This window comes from Bradyrhizobium sp. CCBAU 051011, assembly GCF_009930815.1.
Taxonomy (GTDB): domain Bacteria; phylum Pseudomonadota; class Alphaproteobacteria; order Rhizobiales; family Xanthobacteraceae; genus Bradyrhizobium.
This window is the reverse complement of sequence record NZ_CP022222.1, coordinates 3111211-3126662: the sequence shown is the minus strand read 5'-3', so window position 1 is coordinate 3126662 and position 15452 is coordinate 3111211. Positions and strand designations below refer to the sequence as shown.

Genomic DNA, 15452 nt, shown 5'->3' with positions numbered 1-15452 from the left:
TCGCGGTCTCCTAACTTGCGGTACTGCAACCACTTTCCGCCCAACGCCGGGGCGTCGAGGGCGGCTGGCGGATCACAAGGGCAGACGATGCGCGCCTCCGATTACTCTGATGTCGAGACCACTGAATTCCTGCTGGCGGCGCTTGAGCAGGCCAGCGAGGCTGTCGTCATCGTCGACGCTGATCTGCTTGTGAGCCATTTCAACGCCGCGGCGGAATCGATCTGGGGCGTCGCCCGTGCGGATATCCTGGGTCTCGATGCAAGCTGTCTCGGTCTTGCGGACCTGCAGCCGAATTCTGAAATCACCATCCGGCGCTGCGACGGCACCCGGCTTCGCGCATCCGCATCGGTCTCACGCGTCGGGATCGGCGACCGAAGCGGCTACATGGTCTTCGTTCGGGACATCACCGCCGAGGTCGAACGGCGCGAGCGGATCGCGCTGTTGAACCTGGTGGCCGACAAGACCACCCGCGCCGTCGTCGTCACCGATCGCAATCTTCGCGTCGTCTATACCAATGCGGCGTTCTCCGGAATGTTCGGATACACGGCGACGGAGACGCAGGGGCGGCAGGCCAATGAGTTGCTCGCCAGGCGGCTTACCGACCGCAAGACCCTGGCGAGGCTGCGCCGCCGCATCTGCGACGGACGTGGCGACGAGGAGGAGATCCTCGCCTACGACAGAGATGGCAATGAGATCTGGGTCTCGGCCACGGTCAAGGCATTCCACAACGATCGCGGGCGGATCAAATACGTATTCGCCCTGCTCAGCGATATCTCCGAGAGCAAGCAACTGCGGTCGCTGCAGCAACTCATCATGGGCGCGCTGGCCGACGAACTTCCGCTCACCGAGATCGCCGACCGGCTTTGCCGGCGCGTCGAAGTCATTGCTCCTGATGTCGTCGCTTCGGTATTGCACGTCGACTCCGACGGATTGGTGCATCCGCTGGGTGGTCCCAGCCTGCCCGATGACTACTGCCGCGCCCTCGAAGGCGTCGCCATCGGTCCGAACATCGGCTCGTGCGGATCGGCCGCGTATTTCGGCACGCCGGTGCTGGCCGAAGATCTCGACACCGACCCGCGTTGGCAGCCGTTCAAAACGAGGCCACTCGCGGTCGGCCTGAAAGCCTGCTGGTCGACGCCGATCAAGGCCAAGGACGGTCGCGTGATCGGAACCTTTGCCTTCTATTTCAGGGAACGCCGCGCGCCGAGCCGCTGGCATCAGCGGATCGTGGATGCCTGCGTTCAGCTCGGCGCGCTGGCGATCGAGCGCAAGGAGGCGCGGGCCCAGATCGCCCGCCTTGCCTATCACGACATGCTGACCGGGCTGCCGAACCGCACGCAATTGCGCCAATTGGTCAACCAGGCGATCGACGATGGCAGGGGAAAGCAGCTCGCGCTGATATTTCTCGATCTCGATCACTTCAAGGACGTCAACGATACGCTCGGACACTCGGCCGGCGACGCGCTGCTTGTCGAATTCGCCAAACGGCTGCGCGCCCGCATTCAGTCATCCGACCTGCTGGGACGGCTGAGCGGCGACGAGTTCGTCATCGTCCTGCCGAACTGCGATCCGGCCCGCGCCTCGCTGGTCGCCTCAAACATCACCGCAGCGCTGGCCTCGCCGATTTGGATCGACAACCGGCAGGTACCGATTTCCGCCAGCATGGGCATCAGCATCTATCCCGACAACGCCACCGACATCGATACCTTGATGCAGCAGGCCGACGCGGCGATGTACCAGGCCAAGCAGGCCGGTCGCTCGACCCATCGCTTCTTCAGCGCCGACATGAACCGCCTCGCCGAGCAACGGCTCGTCTTCAGCGCGGCGCTCCGCCAGGCTATCGCCAATGACGAGTTGAGGCTCGTCTATCAACCGCAGACCCGAACCGTCGATGGCGCGCTTTACGGCGTCGAGGCGCTATCGCGCTGGCATGATCCCGAGCTCGGCGAAGTCCCGCCCTCGAAATTCATTCCACTGGCCGAGGAGGTCGGCCTGATCGAGCAGATCGGCCTGTGGTCGATCCGCGAAGCCTGCCGGCAGATGGCCGCCTGGCGCCGCGCCGGACTGGACGTGCCCTGCGTGGCCGTCAACCTGTCGCCACTCAATTTCCAGAATGCGAAGCTTGCGGCCGTGGTGGCGGAGACCATCGCGGCCAATGGCCTACCGCCGGAAGCCTTGATGCTCGAGATCACCGAAGGCGTGCTCGTCAACGAGCGTACGGCCGCGATCGAGACCATGAATGCGATCCGCAAGCTCGGCGTCGGGCTGTCGCTGGACGATTTCGGAACCGGCTATTCGAGCCTGAGCCGGCTGGCGCATCTGCCGATCCGCGAATTGAAGATCGATCGCAGCTTCATGCGCAACATCGAGCGCGACGCCAGCGCGCTCGCGATCGCTACCGCCGTCGTCCGTGTCGGCCAGAGCTTGAAGATGGCCGTGGTCGCCGAGGGCGTCGAGACCGAGGGGCAGCGCAAGCTGCTGGCCGGGCTCGGCTGCGACGTCGTGCAGGGCTATCTCTGTGCGCCCGCGATGTCGCCCGAAGCGTTCGAGCGGTGGCTGGTCGACCATGTCGCCGGGCAGGCCCGCGCGATGCGCAAAAGCGTCGATGAGGCGCATTCGCAACCGACGCCGTCGTTGCTGGTCGCGTCGACGAGCGGTTAAGCGCAAGGTGGGCAAAGGCGTGCATGCGCCGTGCCCACCATCTCTCTTCCATTCGCCGCTCCATGGTGGGCACGCTTCCGCCTTCGCTCGTTGAGCTACGGCGGGACAAGTCGCTTTGCCCACCCTACGAAGTTCGCACGCCCCTCACTTCGCCGGAACGTACTTGCCGTCCTTCACCGTGAGGATGATGCGCGAGCGGTCGTCGAGGCCGTAGCGATCCTTTTCGGTGAAGTTGTAGACGCCCTGACTTGCCGCGATTTCCTTCTCGGAGATCAGCGCCAGGCGGATTGCCTCGCGGAATTCCGGCGTGCCCGGCTTGGCCGTCTTCAGCGCCACCGGCACCACGCGCTTGAGCACTTCGAAGGCATCGTAGGAGTGACCCGCGAATTGGCTGCGGCTGTTGGCGCCATACTTGGCTTCATAGGCGGTGTTGAGGGCGAGGCCCGGCTTCTTGGTAAGCGCGCTGTCGGGCTGCGTTTCCGGCGACATCACTGGACCAGACGCCATGAGCACACCCTCAGCCGACGGACCCGCGATGCGAATAAAGTCCATGCTGGCGGCACCGTGGGTCTGGTAGATCAGGCCCTTGTAGCCGCGCTCACGCAGCGTGGTTTGCGGCAAGGCTGCGGCGGTACCGGAGGCGACGACCAGGATCGCGTCGGGATTGGCGGCAACGAGTTTCAGCGCCTGGCCTGCGACCGAAGTATCAGGCCGCGCAAACCGTTCTTCGGTGCTCATGGTCAATCCCATGGGGACGGCCTGGTCCTTAAAATCCTTGGCCCAGAGATCGCCATAGGAATCGTTAAAACCGATAAAGCCGACCGTCTTGATGCCGTGCGCCTTCATGTGCTCGTACAGCACCTTGCCCACGATCGGGATCGGCTGCGGCATGGCGACCGACCACTTCATGCGCGCTTCGTTAATCGGGAGCGGCGCCAAGCCGAAATGTGGAATCCCCGCCTCATTCGCGACGGTGGAGACGGCGACCGTCGGCGGCGTCGTCGAGGAGCCCATGATGATGTCGGCCTTGGATTCGGTCACGAACCGCCGCGCATTGGTCGTAGCCGTGGTCGGGTCGCCGCCATCGTCGAGCACGATGATCTTGATCGGCACGCCGCCGATTTCCTTCGGCACAAAATCGAGCGCGTTACGCTCGGGAATGCCCAGCGCCGCCGCGGGGCCGGTCGTGGTGACGGTGATGCCGATCGTGATTTCGTTGGTCTGCGCAACCGCCGGCGAGCCCGGCAAAGCGAGCGCCGCTACAATGGCTGCAGCGGACAGAAAAGCCTTCTTCATTCATTCCTCCCTTGATTATCTATTTATTGTCTTAAGCAAAACTCGTCGGACTATTCAGCCCCTCCTTTAGGTCATGCCGGGCGTCCAAGTCAGCCCTAAAAAGTCAGCTCCGCATGAACCGCTCGATGATCTCCGGCGGCATCGGCGCCGATTTCAGCTTTGCCGGATCGTCCGGATGCTTGCCGACCAGCACGCGGGTCTCGAACGCCTCGATCGCCAACGCCTCACCCTTGAACACGTTATGGACGACCTCGAAGCTGGATCGCTTGAAGCTCTCGATCCGGCTTTCGATCCGGATCCAGTCGCCATGGGTCGACGGGATGTGGAATTTCGCTCGCGTGTCCACCATGGGGATGCCGACCAGGCCGTATTTGTGGATGATGTCCTGCTTCGAAAAGCCGGCGGCTTCGAACATGATCGAGGTCGAATCGTCGAACATCGCGAAATAACGCGGGTAGTAAACGATGTTGGCAGGGTCGCAATCGCCCCACTGGATCTGCACGTCGCGCCGGTTGACGAACATGGATTACCCCCGATCAAGACGCGATTTTGTCGATCGCATCATGATCTCCTTTCCTTGTTTACACATGAAATCCGCTTCGCACTTTGCAGGGATCATGCGCTAGCGCGGCGCCATGCGGAGCGCGGCATCGAGCCGCACCACTTCGCCGTTGAGATACGGGTTGTCGATCATGTGCAGCGCCAGCGAGGCAAACTCATCGGCCTGGCCGAGGCGGCGCGGGAACGGAATCGAGGCCGCGAGCGAGTCCTGAGCCTCCTGCGGCAGATTGGCGAGCAGCGGCGTGAGGAACAGGCCCGGCGCGATCGTCAGCACGCGAATACCGAACTGCGCCAGCTCGCGCGCGATCGGCAGCGTCATGGCGACGATGCCGCCCTTGGAAGCCGAATAGGCCGACTGGCCGATCTGGCCGTCATAGGCCGCGACCGACGCGGTGGAAATCACCACGCCACGCTCGCCGGTCGCAAGCGGCTCCAGCTTCGACATCGGAGCCGTCGCCAGCCGCAGCATGTTGAAGGAGCCGATCAGATTGACCTTGATCACCTTGTCGAAATCACCGAGCGCCATCGGGCCGTCCTTGCCGATCACGCGCTTGGCGACGCCGATGCCGGCGCAGTTCACCAGCACACGCGCGGGACCGTGGGCCGCCGCAGCCTTGGCGATTGCAGCCTCCGCGGAGGCGGCGTCGGAGACGTCGCAGATCACGGCGACGCCGCCGATCTCGGCGGCGACATCCTCAGCAAGCTTGGCGTTGAGATCGCAGATCGCGACCTTGGCGCCCTGCGCCGCGAGGCGGCGCGCAGTCGCCGCGCCCAATCCCGATGCGCCGCCGGTAACGATGGCGGCCTGATTGTTCAACTGCATGGTGCTCTCCCTGACAAACTCAGTTACGATTTCGGTAACAGCGTAATGACCTGCGCCGACGGCGCGGGCGAATAGATCTCCTCGATCAGCGCGCTGCGGTTTTCCAGAACCGCGCGCTGGTTGATCGAGCCCTTGTCGGTGACCTCGCCGCGGTCGATCGACAGCGGCGTATCGAGCAGCACCGCGCGCGTGATCCGGGTCGATGAGCCCGTCGCGCCAGCTATCAATTGCTGGAAGCGTTCACGGAAGGCGGCCACGATCAGCGGGTCGGACGCCGCGGCGGCCAGATCGTCCTGCGGCAGCGTCGGATTGATCAGGCGGCAGCCATCGAGATCGAGCACCACCAGCGCCGAGATTTCGTCGCGGTTGATGCCGGCAATGACGACGTCGCGCACCAGCGGCGCGCAGGCCGCAACGAAGCGCGCCCGTAACGGACCGACGCTGACCCAGGTGCCGCTGGCGAGCTTGAAGTCCTCGCCGATGCGGCCGTCGAAATCGAAGCCAGCGTCGAAATTATCTGCAACGGCCGGCTTGAGCGCGTCGCCCATCTTGTAGAAGCCTTCCTCGTCGAAACACTTCGCCGTCATGTCCGGCTGGCGCCAATAGCCCGGCATCACGTTCGGCCCCTTGGCGCGAACTTCCAGCTTGCCATTGTTGGGCACCAGCTTCGCGTCATTGCCGAGAACCGGCAGCCCGACATGGCCGGAGCGGCTAGTGTGCGGATTGACCGACATGAAGAACGGCGCGGTTTCGGTGGCGCCAAGCCCCGTCAGCATCGGCACGCGATAGCCGGTTTCCCGAACCGACAATTCGTCGAGGCTGTTCCAGACGAAGGCCGACAGCGCGGCGCCCGAGAAGAACATCGCATGGAGGCGGGCAAAGAATTTTTTGCGCAAGGCTGAATCGTCGCGCAGATAGGGCAATAGCGATTCATAGCCCTTGGGCACGTTGAAATAGACCGTCGGCGAAATCTCCTGGAGATTGCGCACGGTCTCCTCGATGCCGCCGGGCATCGGCTTGCCCTCGTCGAGATACATCGAGCCGCCATTGTACAGCGTCAGCCCGATATTGTGATTGCCGCCGAAGGTGTGATTCCATGGCAGCCAGTCGACGATGACCGGCGGCTCGTCCTTCAGGAACGCCAGCGTCTCGCGCAGCATCACCTGATTGGCGCAGATCATGCGCTGGGTGTTGATGACGGCTTTTGGATTGCCGGTCGAGCCCGACGTCAGCAGGAATTTGGTGATCGTATCCGGGCCGATGGCCTCGTGCACCGCGTCGAGGCGCGGATGCAAAGGCGCTGCCATCAGGTCCGCAAGACCAGTTATTTCACGTCCCGCGACAGTGCCGCGCGACGCCGCGATCTCGGTGCCGAGCGAGACGTTGGCTGTGAGCGCATCGGCGAATTTCGTGGCGTCGTCGGCGAAGACGAGGCCGGGCGTCAGCAGCTTCATCAGATAGCCGAGCTTGCCGTAATCCCGCGACACCAGCGAATAGGCCGGTGATACCGGGCAGAAGGGAATGCCGGCATAGAGCGCGCCGAACGCGACCAGCACATGATCGATCGAATTGCCGGACAGGATGACGACCGGCCGCTCGGCGGAAAGGCCACGTGCCAACAGCGCCGACGCAATGTGCCGCGACGACGCAAGCAGCTCGGCATAGGTGATCTGCCGCCAGCCGCGTGCGGCGTTGCGCTCCGCCATGAAGACGCGGTCCGGCGCGGTGGCGGCCCAATGGTGCAGGCGGTCGGTGATGCGCACGGGATAGTCGGTGAGTTGCGCCTTCGGGCGCAGATAGATGGTGCCGTCGTCGCGGCGCTCGACATGCACCGCGGGCGTGCCGAATGAGATCGGGCGCAGCGGATGATCGGCGCGCGCGGCTGAACCGGTCGAGGCGGACATCGAGGGCGTGGCGCTCATGTCAGGTCGGCTTCACCTTTGCGGTCTTGTGGTCGAGAAACGCGCGAATGCGGCGTTTTGCTTCCTTGTCGCTCTGCGCCACCGTCGCCATCAGGGATTCCATCAGAAGGCCGGTCTGCGGATTGGCCTCTGCGATCATCGGCAGCGCCTGCAACACCGCAAAGTTGGTCAGCGGCGCGTTCGCAGCCACGCGTTCGGCGAGCTCCAGCGCCTTCGGCAGCGCACCGCCGGCATCGGTGAGGTATTGCGAGAAGCCGTAGGCGGAGCCTTCGGTCGCCGAATAGACCCGCCCCGTCAGCATCATGTCGATCATCCGCGCCACCCCGATCAGCCGCGGCAGCCGCACCGATCCGCCGCCGCCGACGAAAATGCCGCGCTGGCCCTCGGGCAGCGCGAAATACGCGCTCGGCTCGGCGACGCGGATATGCGCGGCGCAGGCCAGTTCCAGCCCGCCGCCGATCACCGCGCCCTTCAGCGCCGCGATCACGGGGACGCGGCTATACTGGATGCGGTCGAATACCCGGTGCCACATCTGGGAATGCAGCAGGCCGCCGGTCGCATCGTGCTCGGTGAGTTCGGACAAATCGAGGCCGGAGGAGAAGTGATCGCCGACGCCATGAACGACGACGGCCCCGATATCGTCAGGCAGGTTGGAGAAGCAATCCTGGATCGCCAGGATGATGCCGTCATTCAGCGCATTGCGCTTGGCCGGACGGTTGAGGCCGACGGTCAGCACCGCGCCCTTCTGCTCGATCTTGAGCAGGTCGGATTGACCCGCTGCTGCGGTGGAGCCGGCGTTTCCCATGGGTGTATATTACTTCCTCTGCAGAATAGTTATATTTTATAACGATCTCGGGAGGAGTCAAGACGGCTGTCTGGCCACGACAAACCGTTTGCACCCCACGCACGGGGGTAACAGAAATACGCCGCGGCCTATCCCCGTCATTGCGAGCGCAGCGAAGCAATCCATACCTCGACTCGGGGGCAGATGGATTGCTTCGCTTCGCTCGCAATGACGTGGATATAGTTTCGCGATCTCGCGACATGTTTTGCCCGAGGTATGCATGTTCGTTTGCCCTCCTCTCCAAGCTGAGGGCGCAGGGAAGACCGGGTGCGCGCCGCACCCGCGGTCTCGCGTGCAATGTGCACAGGGAAGTGCGCACACGAGCATACAGGTTCGGCGGAAGCATCCCGGCCTTCCCTGCGCAATGGCTTTACGACTTACTTCGTGCTCTTCCCGGAGAACGGCTCTTTTGCCTCCGTCGCCTGCGCTCCTTATCGCACGCTTAGCACCAGCACCGCGGCGCCCGAACCACACGACTTCGCCGTACGCATCCGGCGCGAGCGTCTATCGCGCCATCAGCGTCCATCGCATCTCACCGCGCGTTCGTGACGATGGCCAACGCCCCTCATCTGCCGTGAGACGACCGGAGTTATGCGACTGATTTGCCCGCCCTGTTAAGCGGAATATTTTTGATTCCCGGGCTTGACACGATTTCGGAAAATCAGAAGTGATTTGTCTGTCGGGTTGATTTGCGCAGTCTGCTACCCGAACCAGAGCTTGGCGCAAAAGGCCACCCGCAGCGGTAGGGTGGGCAAAGCGACTTGTCCCGCCGTAGCTCAACGAGCGAAGGCGGAAGCGTGCCCACCATCGAGCAACAAGATTGGTGATGGATGGTGGGCACGTCGCTTAGCTCCTTTGCCCACCCTACGACACTGGCCGAGTGGAGAAATCACCCCGCCCCGTCTCACAACACCTGGTGCACGTCGATGACGACGCGGTCGGCGTGGCGGGCGGCGGAGGCGACGAACAGGTTTTCCATCAGCCAGCGATACTTTTCACTGCCCGTCTCGAATTTCGGCACGGTGCGGAAATAGATCAGTTTTGGATCGACCGGCTCGCCGCGCTTGAGTTTTTGCAACAGCTCGACCGGGCCGAAGCGCAGGCCCTTGTTCTCGACATAGACAACCGCGCCGTCGTCGGTTTCGAAGGCGTATTTGGCTTCGAGTTCGATCAGCTCGTTGGGGCGGATGATCTGGAAATCGGCGCCGAAGGGAAGAACCTTGCCGTTGACCTTCTCGCCCCTCACCTCGCCGCCTGTTATCGGAATGATCCGGCGCACGCCGGTGCCGATCTCGCCGGCGGATGTCACCTCGCCGATCCGGGCGGTGATGGTGAAAACATACCTGGTTTCAAGCTGCGGGGTCATCGGGCGAACAATACACTATCCGGCCATGCGTTGCGGCAGCCACAGCGCCAGGATCGGAAAGGCGATCAGGATCACCAAGCGGACGAGGTCGGTCGCCACGAACGGCAGCACGCCGCGGAAGATGGTTGAGAACGACACGTCCTTCACCACGCTCTTGATGACGAAGACGTTCATGCCGACCGGCGGATGGATCAGGCCCAGTTCGACCGTCATCACGATGATGATGCCGAACCAGATAGGATCGAAGCCGAGATGCACGATCACCGGAAAGATGATCGGCACGGTCAGGATGATCATGGCCATCGCATCCATCAGGCAGCCCAGCACCAGATACATCACCATGATCAGCGCGAGGATGCCGTAGCGGCCGAGCCCGAGGCCGGTGAGCAGTTCCGTCACCTTCTGCGGGGTCTGCGTCACCGTCAGGAAGTAGCCGAAGATCAGCGCGCCGATCAGTACGGTGAAGACGGCAGCCGCGGTGCGGGTCGCCTGCAGTAGCGAGTCGAGGATTTTGTCCTTGTTCAGCCGTCCCGTGACCACGCCAATCAGCAGCGCGCCCGTGGCGCCGACGCCGCCGGCTTCCGTCGGGGTGAAGCGCGGCAGAAACGGCAGGCCGTAGAGGCCGCCGATGACAAAGATGAACAGCAGCACCGGCGCCCAGATGCTTCGCACGCCGGCAAAGCGCTCGCGCCACGAAGTCTGCGGGCCGACCGGCAGGAAGCCGGGGCGGAACCAGCCGATCAGCGCGATCGTCAGCATGTACATGGTCATCGCGAGCAGGCCGGGGATGATGCCGGCGATGAACAGCTTTCCGATGTCCTGCTCGGTGATGATGCCGTAGACGGCGAGCACGGTGGACGGCGGCAGCATCGCGCCCAGCGTGCCGCCGGCCGCGATCACGCCGGTGGCGAAGGATTGCGGATAGCCGAAGCGGCGCATTTCCGGATAGGCCACCGCGGAAAACGTCGCGGCGGTGGCGACCGACGAGCCGCAGATCGCGGCAAAGCCGCCGCAGGCGCCGACGGTTGCGATGCCAAGCCCGCCGCGCAGATGGCCGACAAAGCCGTTGGCGGCGCGGAACAGTTCGCGGCTCATGCCGGAATTGCTGACGAACGCTCCCATCAGCAGGAACATCGGGATCACGCCGAAGGTGTAGTCGGTCACCGTGCGCATCGAGGTCTGGCCGACCAGTTTCAGCGCCGGCGTGAAGCCGACCAGATAACCAAAGCCGCAGACGCCGACGAGGCCCATCGCCATGCCGACCGGCACGCGGAGCAGCATCAGCGCAAACAGCGAAACGAATCCGAGGACGGCGACGGCATCGGTGCTCATGTCACCTACTCCACCGGCTTGACTTTGGCATCGTGGATATCCTCGGGGTGGAATACCAGCCGGTAGGTTCGGATCGCAATCAGCAGCACCGCGGCGGCATCGCCGGCCCAGGCAACCGCGAAGAACGGCCAGGTCGGCATGTGCATCTCGAAGGTCAGGACGTTGTCGTTATAGGTGCCGCGTACCTTGTCGAACAGCGTATAGGTCTGCACCGTCACCACGAACAGCAGCACCAGCGTGGCGAACACGTCGATCATGCGCTGATATTTCGGGCCGACATTGGCCCACACCAGATCGACGGTGATGTGGCCGCCGCGATAGCTGGTGGCGGCGATCCCCCAGAAGATCAGGATGCCGAGCAGCATGCGGCCGATGTCGAACGAGTCGGGGATCGCATAGTTCAGCGTGTTACGCAGGATGACGGCGATGAAGATGTTGATCGCGACGATGCCGACGAAGGCGGCGGCGATCCATTCGATGGTGTCGATAAAGCGATCCATATGCGCGCGATTCATGGGCGCTCCGAACGGCTGGCGATGACGGGAAGATGGCGGCGGCAGATGCTGCCGCCGTCCTGGCTGATGTCAGGTCTTACTGCGCCAGCGCGTTGTACTTGGTGAGCGAGGCCTTGAGCTCGGTCAGCGCCGCATCCGGATCGCCGCCGCTCTTCTTGACGCCCTCGCCCCAGGTCTTGACCAGCGGCTCGGCCGCCTTCTTCCATGCCGCGGTCTGCTCCGGCGTCAGCTTGTAGACCTCATGGTCCGACATCGCCTTGATCTTCTCGATGCCAGCGTCCTCGTACTTGCCCCAGGGCTCGCCAACGCGCCCCGCGGCTTCGGTGTTGCAATTGTTGTCGATCGCCTTCTTCTGCTTCTCGGACATCTGGTTGTACTTGTCCTTGTTCATCACGAAGGCGAAGGTCGTGACGTAGATCGGCGCTTCGATGTGATACTTCGTCACCTTGTCGATGCCGAACAGCACCACCGATCCCCACGGGAAGGTGACGGCGTCGGCGACGCCGCGCTCGATGATGTCGCGGACCTCGGGCGCCGAGGATTGCACGGTGGCGCCGCCGAGCTGGGTGACGAAATTCGCCATGGTGGCGTGGGCAGGCCGGATCTTCATGCCCTTGATGTCCTCGGGCGTGACGATCTTGGTGCGGGAGTGGAACGTCGACGGCGAGTGGATGAAGGCGAGGCAGAACTTGACGTCCTTCATCTCCTTCTCGGCATACTTGCGGTACCAGGCGTCGAGCGCCATCGAGCCGCCCTTGGCGTCCGACATCAGGAACGGCAATTCGCCGGCGCCGATCAGCGGGAACCGGCCCGGCTGGTAGCCCGGATTGACGTAGGTGATGTCGGCGATGCCGTCGCGCGCCATGTCGTAGTGATCGAACGCCTTGCCGAGCTGCTGGGCGGGATAGACCTTGTACTTGATGGTGCCGCCGGATTCCTTTTCGACCGCGGAGCCCCAGTCCTCCAGCGCCTTCTGCAGCGGGTGCGATGCCGGCACCCAGTGCGATAGTTTCAGTTCGAAGGTTTTTTCCTGCGCCAGCGCAGGCGTCACACCGGCCGCAAGCAGCAGCGCCAACAACGCTTTTCTCATGGACATTCTCTCCCCTCGCAGTTTCCTTGGCAGTTTCTTTGGCAGTCTCATGACAGGCCTGTTTGCCCGGCCCCGTTAGTTAACATGTTATCTAACGCGCCCGCTTTTTCAAGGCGGGTGCGCATTTTCAAAACGGACGTTCAGCCGCACCTGTTTGTGCGCTGCGGCGAATACCCATCCCAGTTTTTGCACCGACGTCCGTTGCCAAAACTGTTATATGATATAATCATCACGGCAAATCCGCGGTTCGGCGGACCTGTAGACTACAGCAATCGGAGAGCCGGTCTTGAGGACAAAAGTCGCAATCATAGGTGCAGGTCCGGCTGGATTGTTGCTTGGGCAACTATTACACCTTTACGGGATCGAGAACATCATTCTGGAGCGCCAGACCCCGGAATATGTGCTCGGCCGCATCCGCGCCGGCCTGCTCGAGGAAGGCACGGTGGCGCTGCTCGATGAGGTCGGCGCCGGCGCGCGCGCCCATCGCGAGGGGCTAGTTCACCATGGCGTCGAACTGGCGTTCGGCGGCGCCCGCCACCGCATCGACATGCACGGCGCCACCGGCAAGACCGTCATGATCTACGGCCAGACCGAGGTGACGCTCGACCTGATGAACGCCCGCAAGGCGGCGGGTCTCACCACGGTCTATCAGGCCGCCGACGTCAAGCCGCTCGATTTCGACACCGACCGCCCGCGCGTCAGCTACGTCAAGGACGGCGCTACCCACGAGATCGAATGCGACTTCATCGCCGGTTGCGACGGCTTTCACGGCGTCAGCCGCGCCAGCGTGAAACCGTCGGCGATCCAGACCTATGAGCGGATCTATCCGTTCGGCTGGCTCGGCATTCTGTCGGAGACCCCGCCGGTCAGCCTCGAGCTGATCTACTCGAACCATGCGCGCGGGTTTGCGCTCTGCACCATGCGCTCGATGCGCCGCAGCCGTTACTATGTGCAATGTCCGCTCGACGATCATATCGACCAGTGGCCGGATGAGCGCTTCTGGGACGAGCTGAAGCGCCGGATCGACCAGAAGGCGGCTGACGAGCTCGTCACCGGCCCCTCGATCGAGAAGAGCATCGCGCCCTTGCGCAGCTTCGTCGCCGAGCCGATGCGGTTCGGGCGGATGTTCCTGGCCGGCGACGCCTCCCACATCGTGCCGCCGACCGGCGCCAAGGGCCTGAACCTCGCCGCCAGCGACGTGCACTACCTCTCGCAGGCGTTCCGCGAATATTACGACGAGAAATCCTCCGCCGGCATCAACGGTTACTCGGCGCGCGCGCTGGCGCGGGTGTGGAAGGCGGTGCGCTTCTCCTGGTGGATGACCTCGATGCTGCACCAATTCCCCGACGAGGGCGAATTCGGCGCGCGCATCCAGCTCGCCGAGCTGGATTATGTCGTCAACTCGAAGGCGGCATCGGCATCGCTGTCGGAGAATTATGTGGGGCTGCCGTTTTAAAAAGAGTTCATCGATATTATCGCGTCATTGCGAGCGCAGCGAAGCAATCCATCTCTCCGCACGTGCGGAAGGATGGATTGCTTCGTCGCTTCGCTCTCGCAATGACGACGAAGAGAACGCGGCATTTCAAACACCCGTCGTAATACCGTTTAAAACTTTGTAGGTGGTGACTTCGATCGGTGCGACGCGTTCAATGGCGGAAGATATTGTTACGACGCGAGCCGCACATGACCACTACCGACATTCCCGCAGGCTTCGAACCTCGCACCCGCAGGAGCCCGCTCACCGATCCCTGGGAGCCGCTGTATTCGAAGACGACCGACAAGGCCGTCATCATCGGGTTGCGTCTTGCAAGACCGCACACCAATGGCCGCGGGCTGATTCACGGCGGGCTGATCGCGGCGCTGGCCGACGCCGCCATGGGTCATAGCTGCGCGCATGTGATGGGCGGCGTGTCCTCGCTGGTGACGATCAGTCTCGCGGTCGATTTCATCGGCACGGCTGAGGTCGGGCAGTGGCTTGCAGTCGAGAGCGAAGTCGTCAAAACCGGCAAGACGATCTGCTTCGCGCAAAGCCTGATCAAGGCCGACGACGTCGTGATCGCGCGGGCCAATGCGACGTTCCGCGTGGTGCCGAAGAAGGAGCCGGTGTCCTAACCGAAATGCCAGTCGGCCATCTCGGTCACGAGATCGACGAAGGTGCGCACCTTGGCGGACAGCAGCCGCGAGGTCGGATAGACGATGTGGATCGGCAGAGCCGGCTGTTCGAATGAGGCGAGGACGATTTCCAGCCGGCGCGCTTTCAGCGATTCGGCGGCCTGATAGGCCAGCACTCGCGTCAGGCCACCGTCCTTTTCGGCATACTGGATTGCGGCATCCGAGCTGTTGGTGGCGAAGCGCGGCGTGCTGGCGACGCGGATCTCGCGGCCGTCCTCGACGAAGCGCCAGTCGAGCGCCGCCGTCATGGCGCCGAACTGGATGGTGTCATGCGCCGGGATATCACCTGGCCGCCGCGGCTCGCCGTGCGCCTTGAGATATCCAGGCGAAGCCACCACGATTCGCCGCATCTCGCCGACATGGCGCGCCACAAGCGTCGAGTCAGGCAGATGGCCGATGCGGACCGCGAGGTCGACGCCGTCCTCGACCAGGTTGACCATGCGGTCGGACAAACGGAGATCGACGCTCACCTCCGGATAGCGCTTCAGGTAAGCTGATACGATGCTGCTGACATGCAGCCGGCCGAAGCCGACCGGGGCCGAGATGACGAGTTGCCCTTCCGGCCGCGTACGTTCCCCCTCGACGGCGCCCTCGGCCTCGTCGACGTCGGCCAGGATCCGCCGCGCCCGCTCCAGATAGCGCGAGCCGGCATCGGTCAGCGTCACCTGCCGCGTGGTCCGCTGCAGCAAGCGCGCGCCGAGGCGATCCTCCAGCGCCGCAATCAGCCGGGTGACGGCGGACGGCGACAGGCCGAGCTTGCGCGCTGCGGGGGCAAAACCCCGCAAGTCGGCCACCGCGACAAAGGCCTGCATGGCATTGAGCCGGTCCATCCAACTATTGCATACCCAGCAATAGTGAAGTGTCAATTCC

The 15452-nt window shown here is 63.4% G+C and carries 13 protein-coding genes; 3 read left to right on the top strand and 10 right to left on the bottom strand.

The window, feature by feature from the left end; genetic code table 11:
- Window positions 1-87 precede the first annotated feature (87 nt).
- On the top strand, window positions 88-2661 hold the full coding sequence (locus ACH79_RS14760) for an EAL domain-containing protein (protein ID WP_161851682.1): 2574 nt from the start codon (window positions 88-90) through the stop codon (window positions 2659-2661).
- Between the two features lie 144 nt (window positions 2662-2805).
- Here the strand turns inward: ACH79_RS14760 and ACH79_RS14755 are convergent, their stop codons facing one another.
- From ACH79_RS14755 to ACH79_RS14715, 9 genes are all read right to left on the bottom strand, one after another.
- Entirely contained in the window at window positions 2806-3957 is a 1152-nt protein-coding gene (locus ACH79_RS14755; RefSeq protein ID WP_161851681.1) for an ABC transporter substrate-binding protein, read from the bottom strand.
- 103 nt (window positions 3958-4060) lie between these two features.
- Window positions 4061-4480, bottom strand: a complete 420-nt coding sequence (locus tag ACH79_RS14750; RefSeq protein ID WP_161851680.1) for a thioesterase family protein — start codon at window positions 4478-4480, stop codon at window positions 4061-4063.
- 99 nt (window positions 4481-4579) lie between these two features.
- Window positions 4580-5341 carry an SDR family NAD(P)-dependent oxidoreductase gene (locus ACH79_RS14745; protein WP_161851679.1) on the bottom strand — a complete coding sequence of 254 codons (762 nt, stop codon included), beginning with the start codon at window positions 5339-5341 and terminating at the stop codon, window positions 4580-4582.
- 23 nt (window positions 5342-5364) lie between these two features.
- On the bottom strand, window positions 5365-7263 hold the full coding sequence (locus tag ACH79_RS14740; RefSeq protein WP_161851678.1) for a feruloyl-CoA synthase: 1899 nt from the start codon (window positions 7261-7263) through the stop codon (window positions 5365-5367).
- Between the two features lies 1 nt (window position 7264).
- The gene (locus ACH79_RS14735) at window positions 7265-8068 is read right to left on the bottom strand and encodes a crotonase/enoyl-CoA hydratase family protein (RefSeq protein ID WP_161851677.1); all 804 of its coding nucleotides are present in this window, start codon (window positions 8066-8068) and stop codon (window positions 7265-7267) included.
- A gap of 943 nt (window positions 8069-9011) precedes the next feature.
- Complete coding sequence (locus ACH79_RS14730; protein WP_161851676.1) at window positions 9012-9473, bottom strand: DUF3237 domain-containing protein; 462 nt, start codon at window positions 9471-9473, stop codon at window positions 9012-9014.
- 15 nt (window positions 9474-9488) lie between these two features.
- On the bottom strand, window positions 9489-10805 hold the full coding sequence (locus tag ACH79_RS14725) for a TRAP transporter large permease (RefSeq protein ID WP_161851675.1): 1317 nt from the start codon (window positions 10803-10805) through the stop codon (window positions 9489-9491).
- Window positions 10806-10810: 5 nt separating this feature from the next.
- Window positions 10811-11320 carry a TRAP transporter small permease gene (locus tag ACH79_RS14720; protein WP_161851674.1) on the bottom strand — a complete coding sequence of 170 codons (510 nt, stop codon included), beginning with the start codon at window positions 11318-11320 and terminating at the stop codon, window positions 10811-10813.
- Between the two features lie 76 nt (window positions 11321-11396).
- Window positions 11397-12410, bottom strand: coding sequence for a TRAP transporter substrate-binding protein (locus ACH79_RS14715; protein WP_161851673.1), 1014 nt, complete (start codon window positions 12408-12410; stop codon window positions 11397-11399).
- A gap of 286 nt (window positions 12411-12696) precedes the next feature.
- On the opposite strand from ACH79_RS14715, the gene pobA reads away from it, so the two are divergent.
- Window positions 12697-13866, top strand: coding sequence for a 4-hydroxybenzoate 3-monooxygenase (gene pobA, locus ACH79_RS14710; protein WP_161851672.1), 1170 nt, complete (start codon window positions 12697-12699; stop codon window positions 13864-13866).
- 227 nt (window positions 13867-14093) lie between these two features.
- Window positions 14094-14522: a PaaI family thioesterase gene (locus tag ACH79_RS14705; RefSeq protein ID WP_161851671.1), complete on the top strand. Its 429-nt coding sequence runs from the start codon at window positions 14094-14096 to the stop codon at window positions 14520-14522.
- Here the strand turns inward: ACH79_RS14705 and ACH79_RS14700 are convergent.
- The gene (locus ACH79_RS14700; protein WP_161851670.1) at window positions 14519-15412 is read right to left on the bottom strand and encodes a LysR family transcriptional regulator; all 894 of its coding nucleotides are present in this window, start codon (window positions 15410-15412) and stop codon (window positions 14519-14521) included. The genes ACH79_RS14705 and ACH79_RS14700 overlap by 4 nt on opposite strands.
- Window positions 15413-15452: the final 40 nt, after the last annotated feature.

Coding starts and splice junctions, on each gene's coding strand:
- ACH79_RS14760 (WP_161851682.1), top strand. CDS start 88: ATGCGCGCCTCCGATTACTCTGATGTCGAGACCACTGAATTCCTGCTG.
- ACH79_RS14715 (WP_161851673.1), bottom strand. CDS start 12,410: ATGAGAAAAGCGTTGTTGGCGCTGCTGCTTGCGGCCGGTGTGACGCCT.
- ACH79_RS14735 (WP_161851677.1), bottom strand. CDS start 8,068: ATGGGAAACGCCGGCTCCACCGCAGCAGCGGGTCAATCCGACCTGCTC.
- ACH79_RS14705 (WP_161851671.1), top strand. CDS start 14,094: ATGACCACTACCGACATTCCCGCAGGCTTCGAACCTCGCACCCGCAGG.
- ACH79_RS14720 (WP_161851674.1), bottom strand. CDS start 11,320: ATGAATCGCGCGCATATGGATCGCTTTATCGACACCATCGAATGGATC.
- ACH79_RS14725 (WP_161851675.1), bottom strand. CDS start 10,805: ATGAGCACCGATGCCGTCGCCGTCCTCGGATTCGTTTCGCTGTTTGCG.
- ACH79_RS14730 (WP_161851676.1), bottom strand. CDS start 9,473: ATGACCCCGCAGCTTGAAACCAGGTATGTTTTCACCATCACCGCCCGG.
- ACH79_RS14745 (WP_161851679.1), bottom strand. CDS start 5,341: ATGCAGTTGAACAATCAGGCCGCCATCGTTACCGGCGGCGCATCGGGA.
- ACH79_RS14750 (WP_161851680.1), bottom strand. CDS start 4,480: ATGTTCGTCAACCGGCGCGACGTGCAGATCCAGTGGGGCGATTGCGAC.
- ACH79_RS14700 (WP_161851670.1), bottom strand. CDS start 15,412: ATGGACCGGCTCAATGCCATGCAGGCCTTTGTCGCGGTGGCCGACTTG.
- ACH79_RS14755 (WP_161851681.1), bottom strand. CDS start 3,957: ATGAAGAAGGCTTTTCTGTCCGCTGCAGCCATTGTAGCGGCGCTCGCT.
- ACH79_RS14740 (WP_161851678.1), bottom strand. CDS start 7,263: ATGAGCGCCACGCCCTCGATGTCCGCCTCGACCGGTTCAGCCGCGCGC.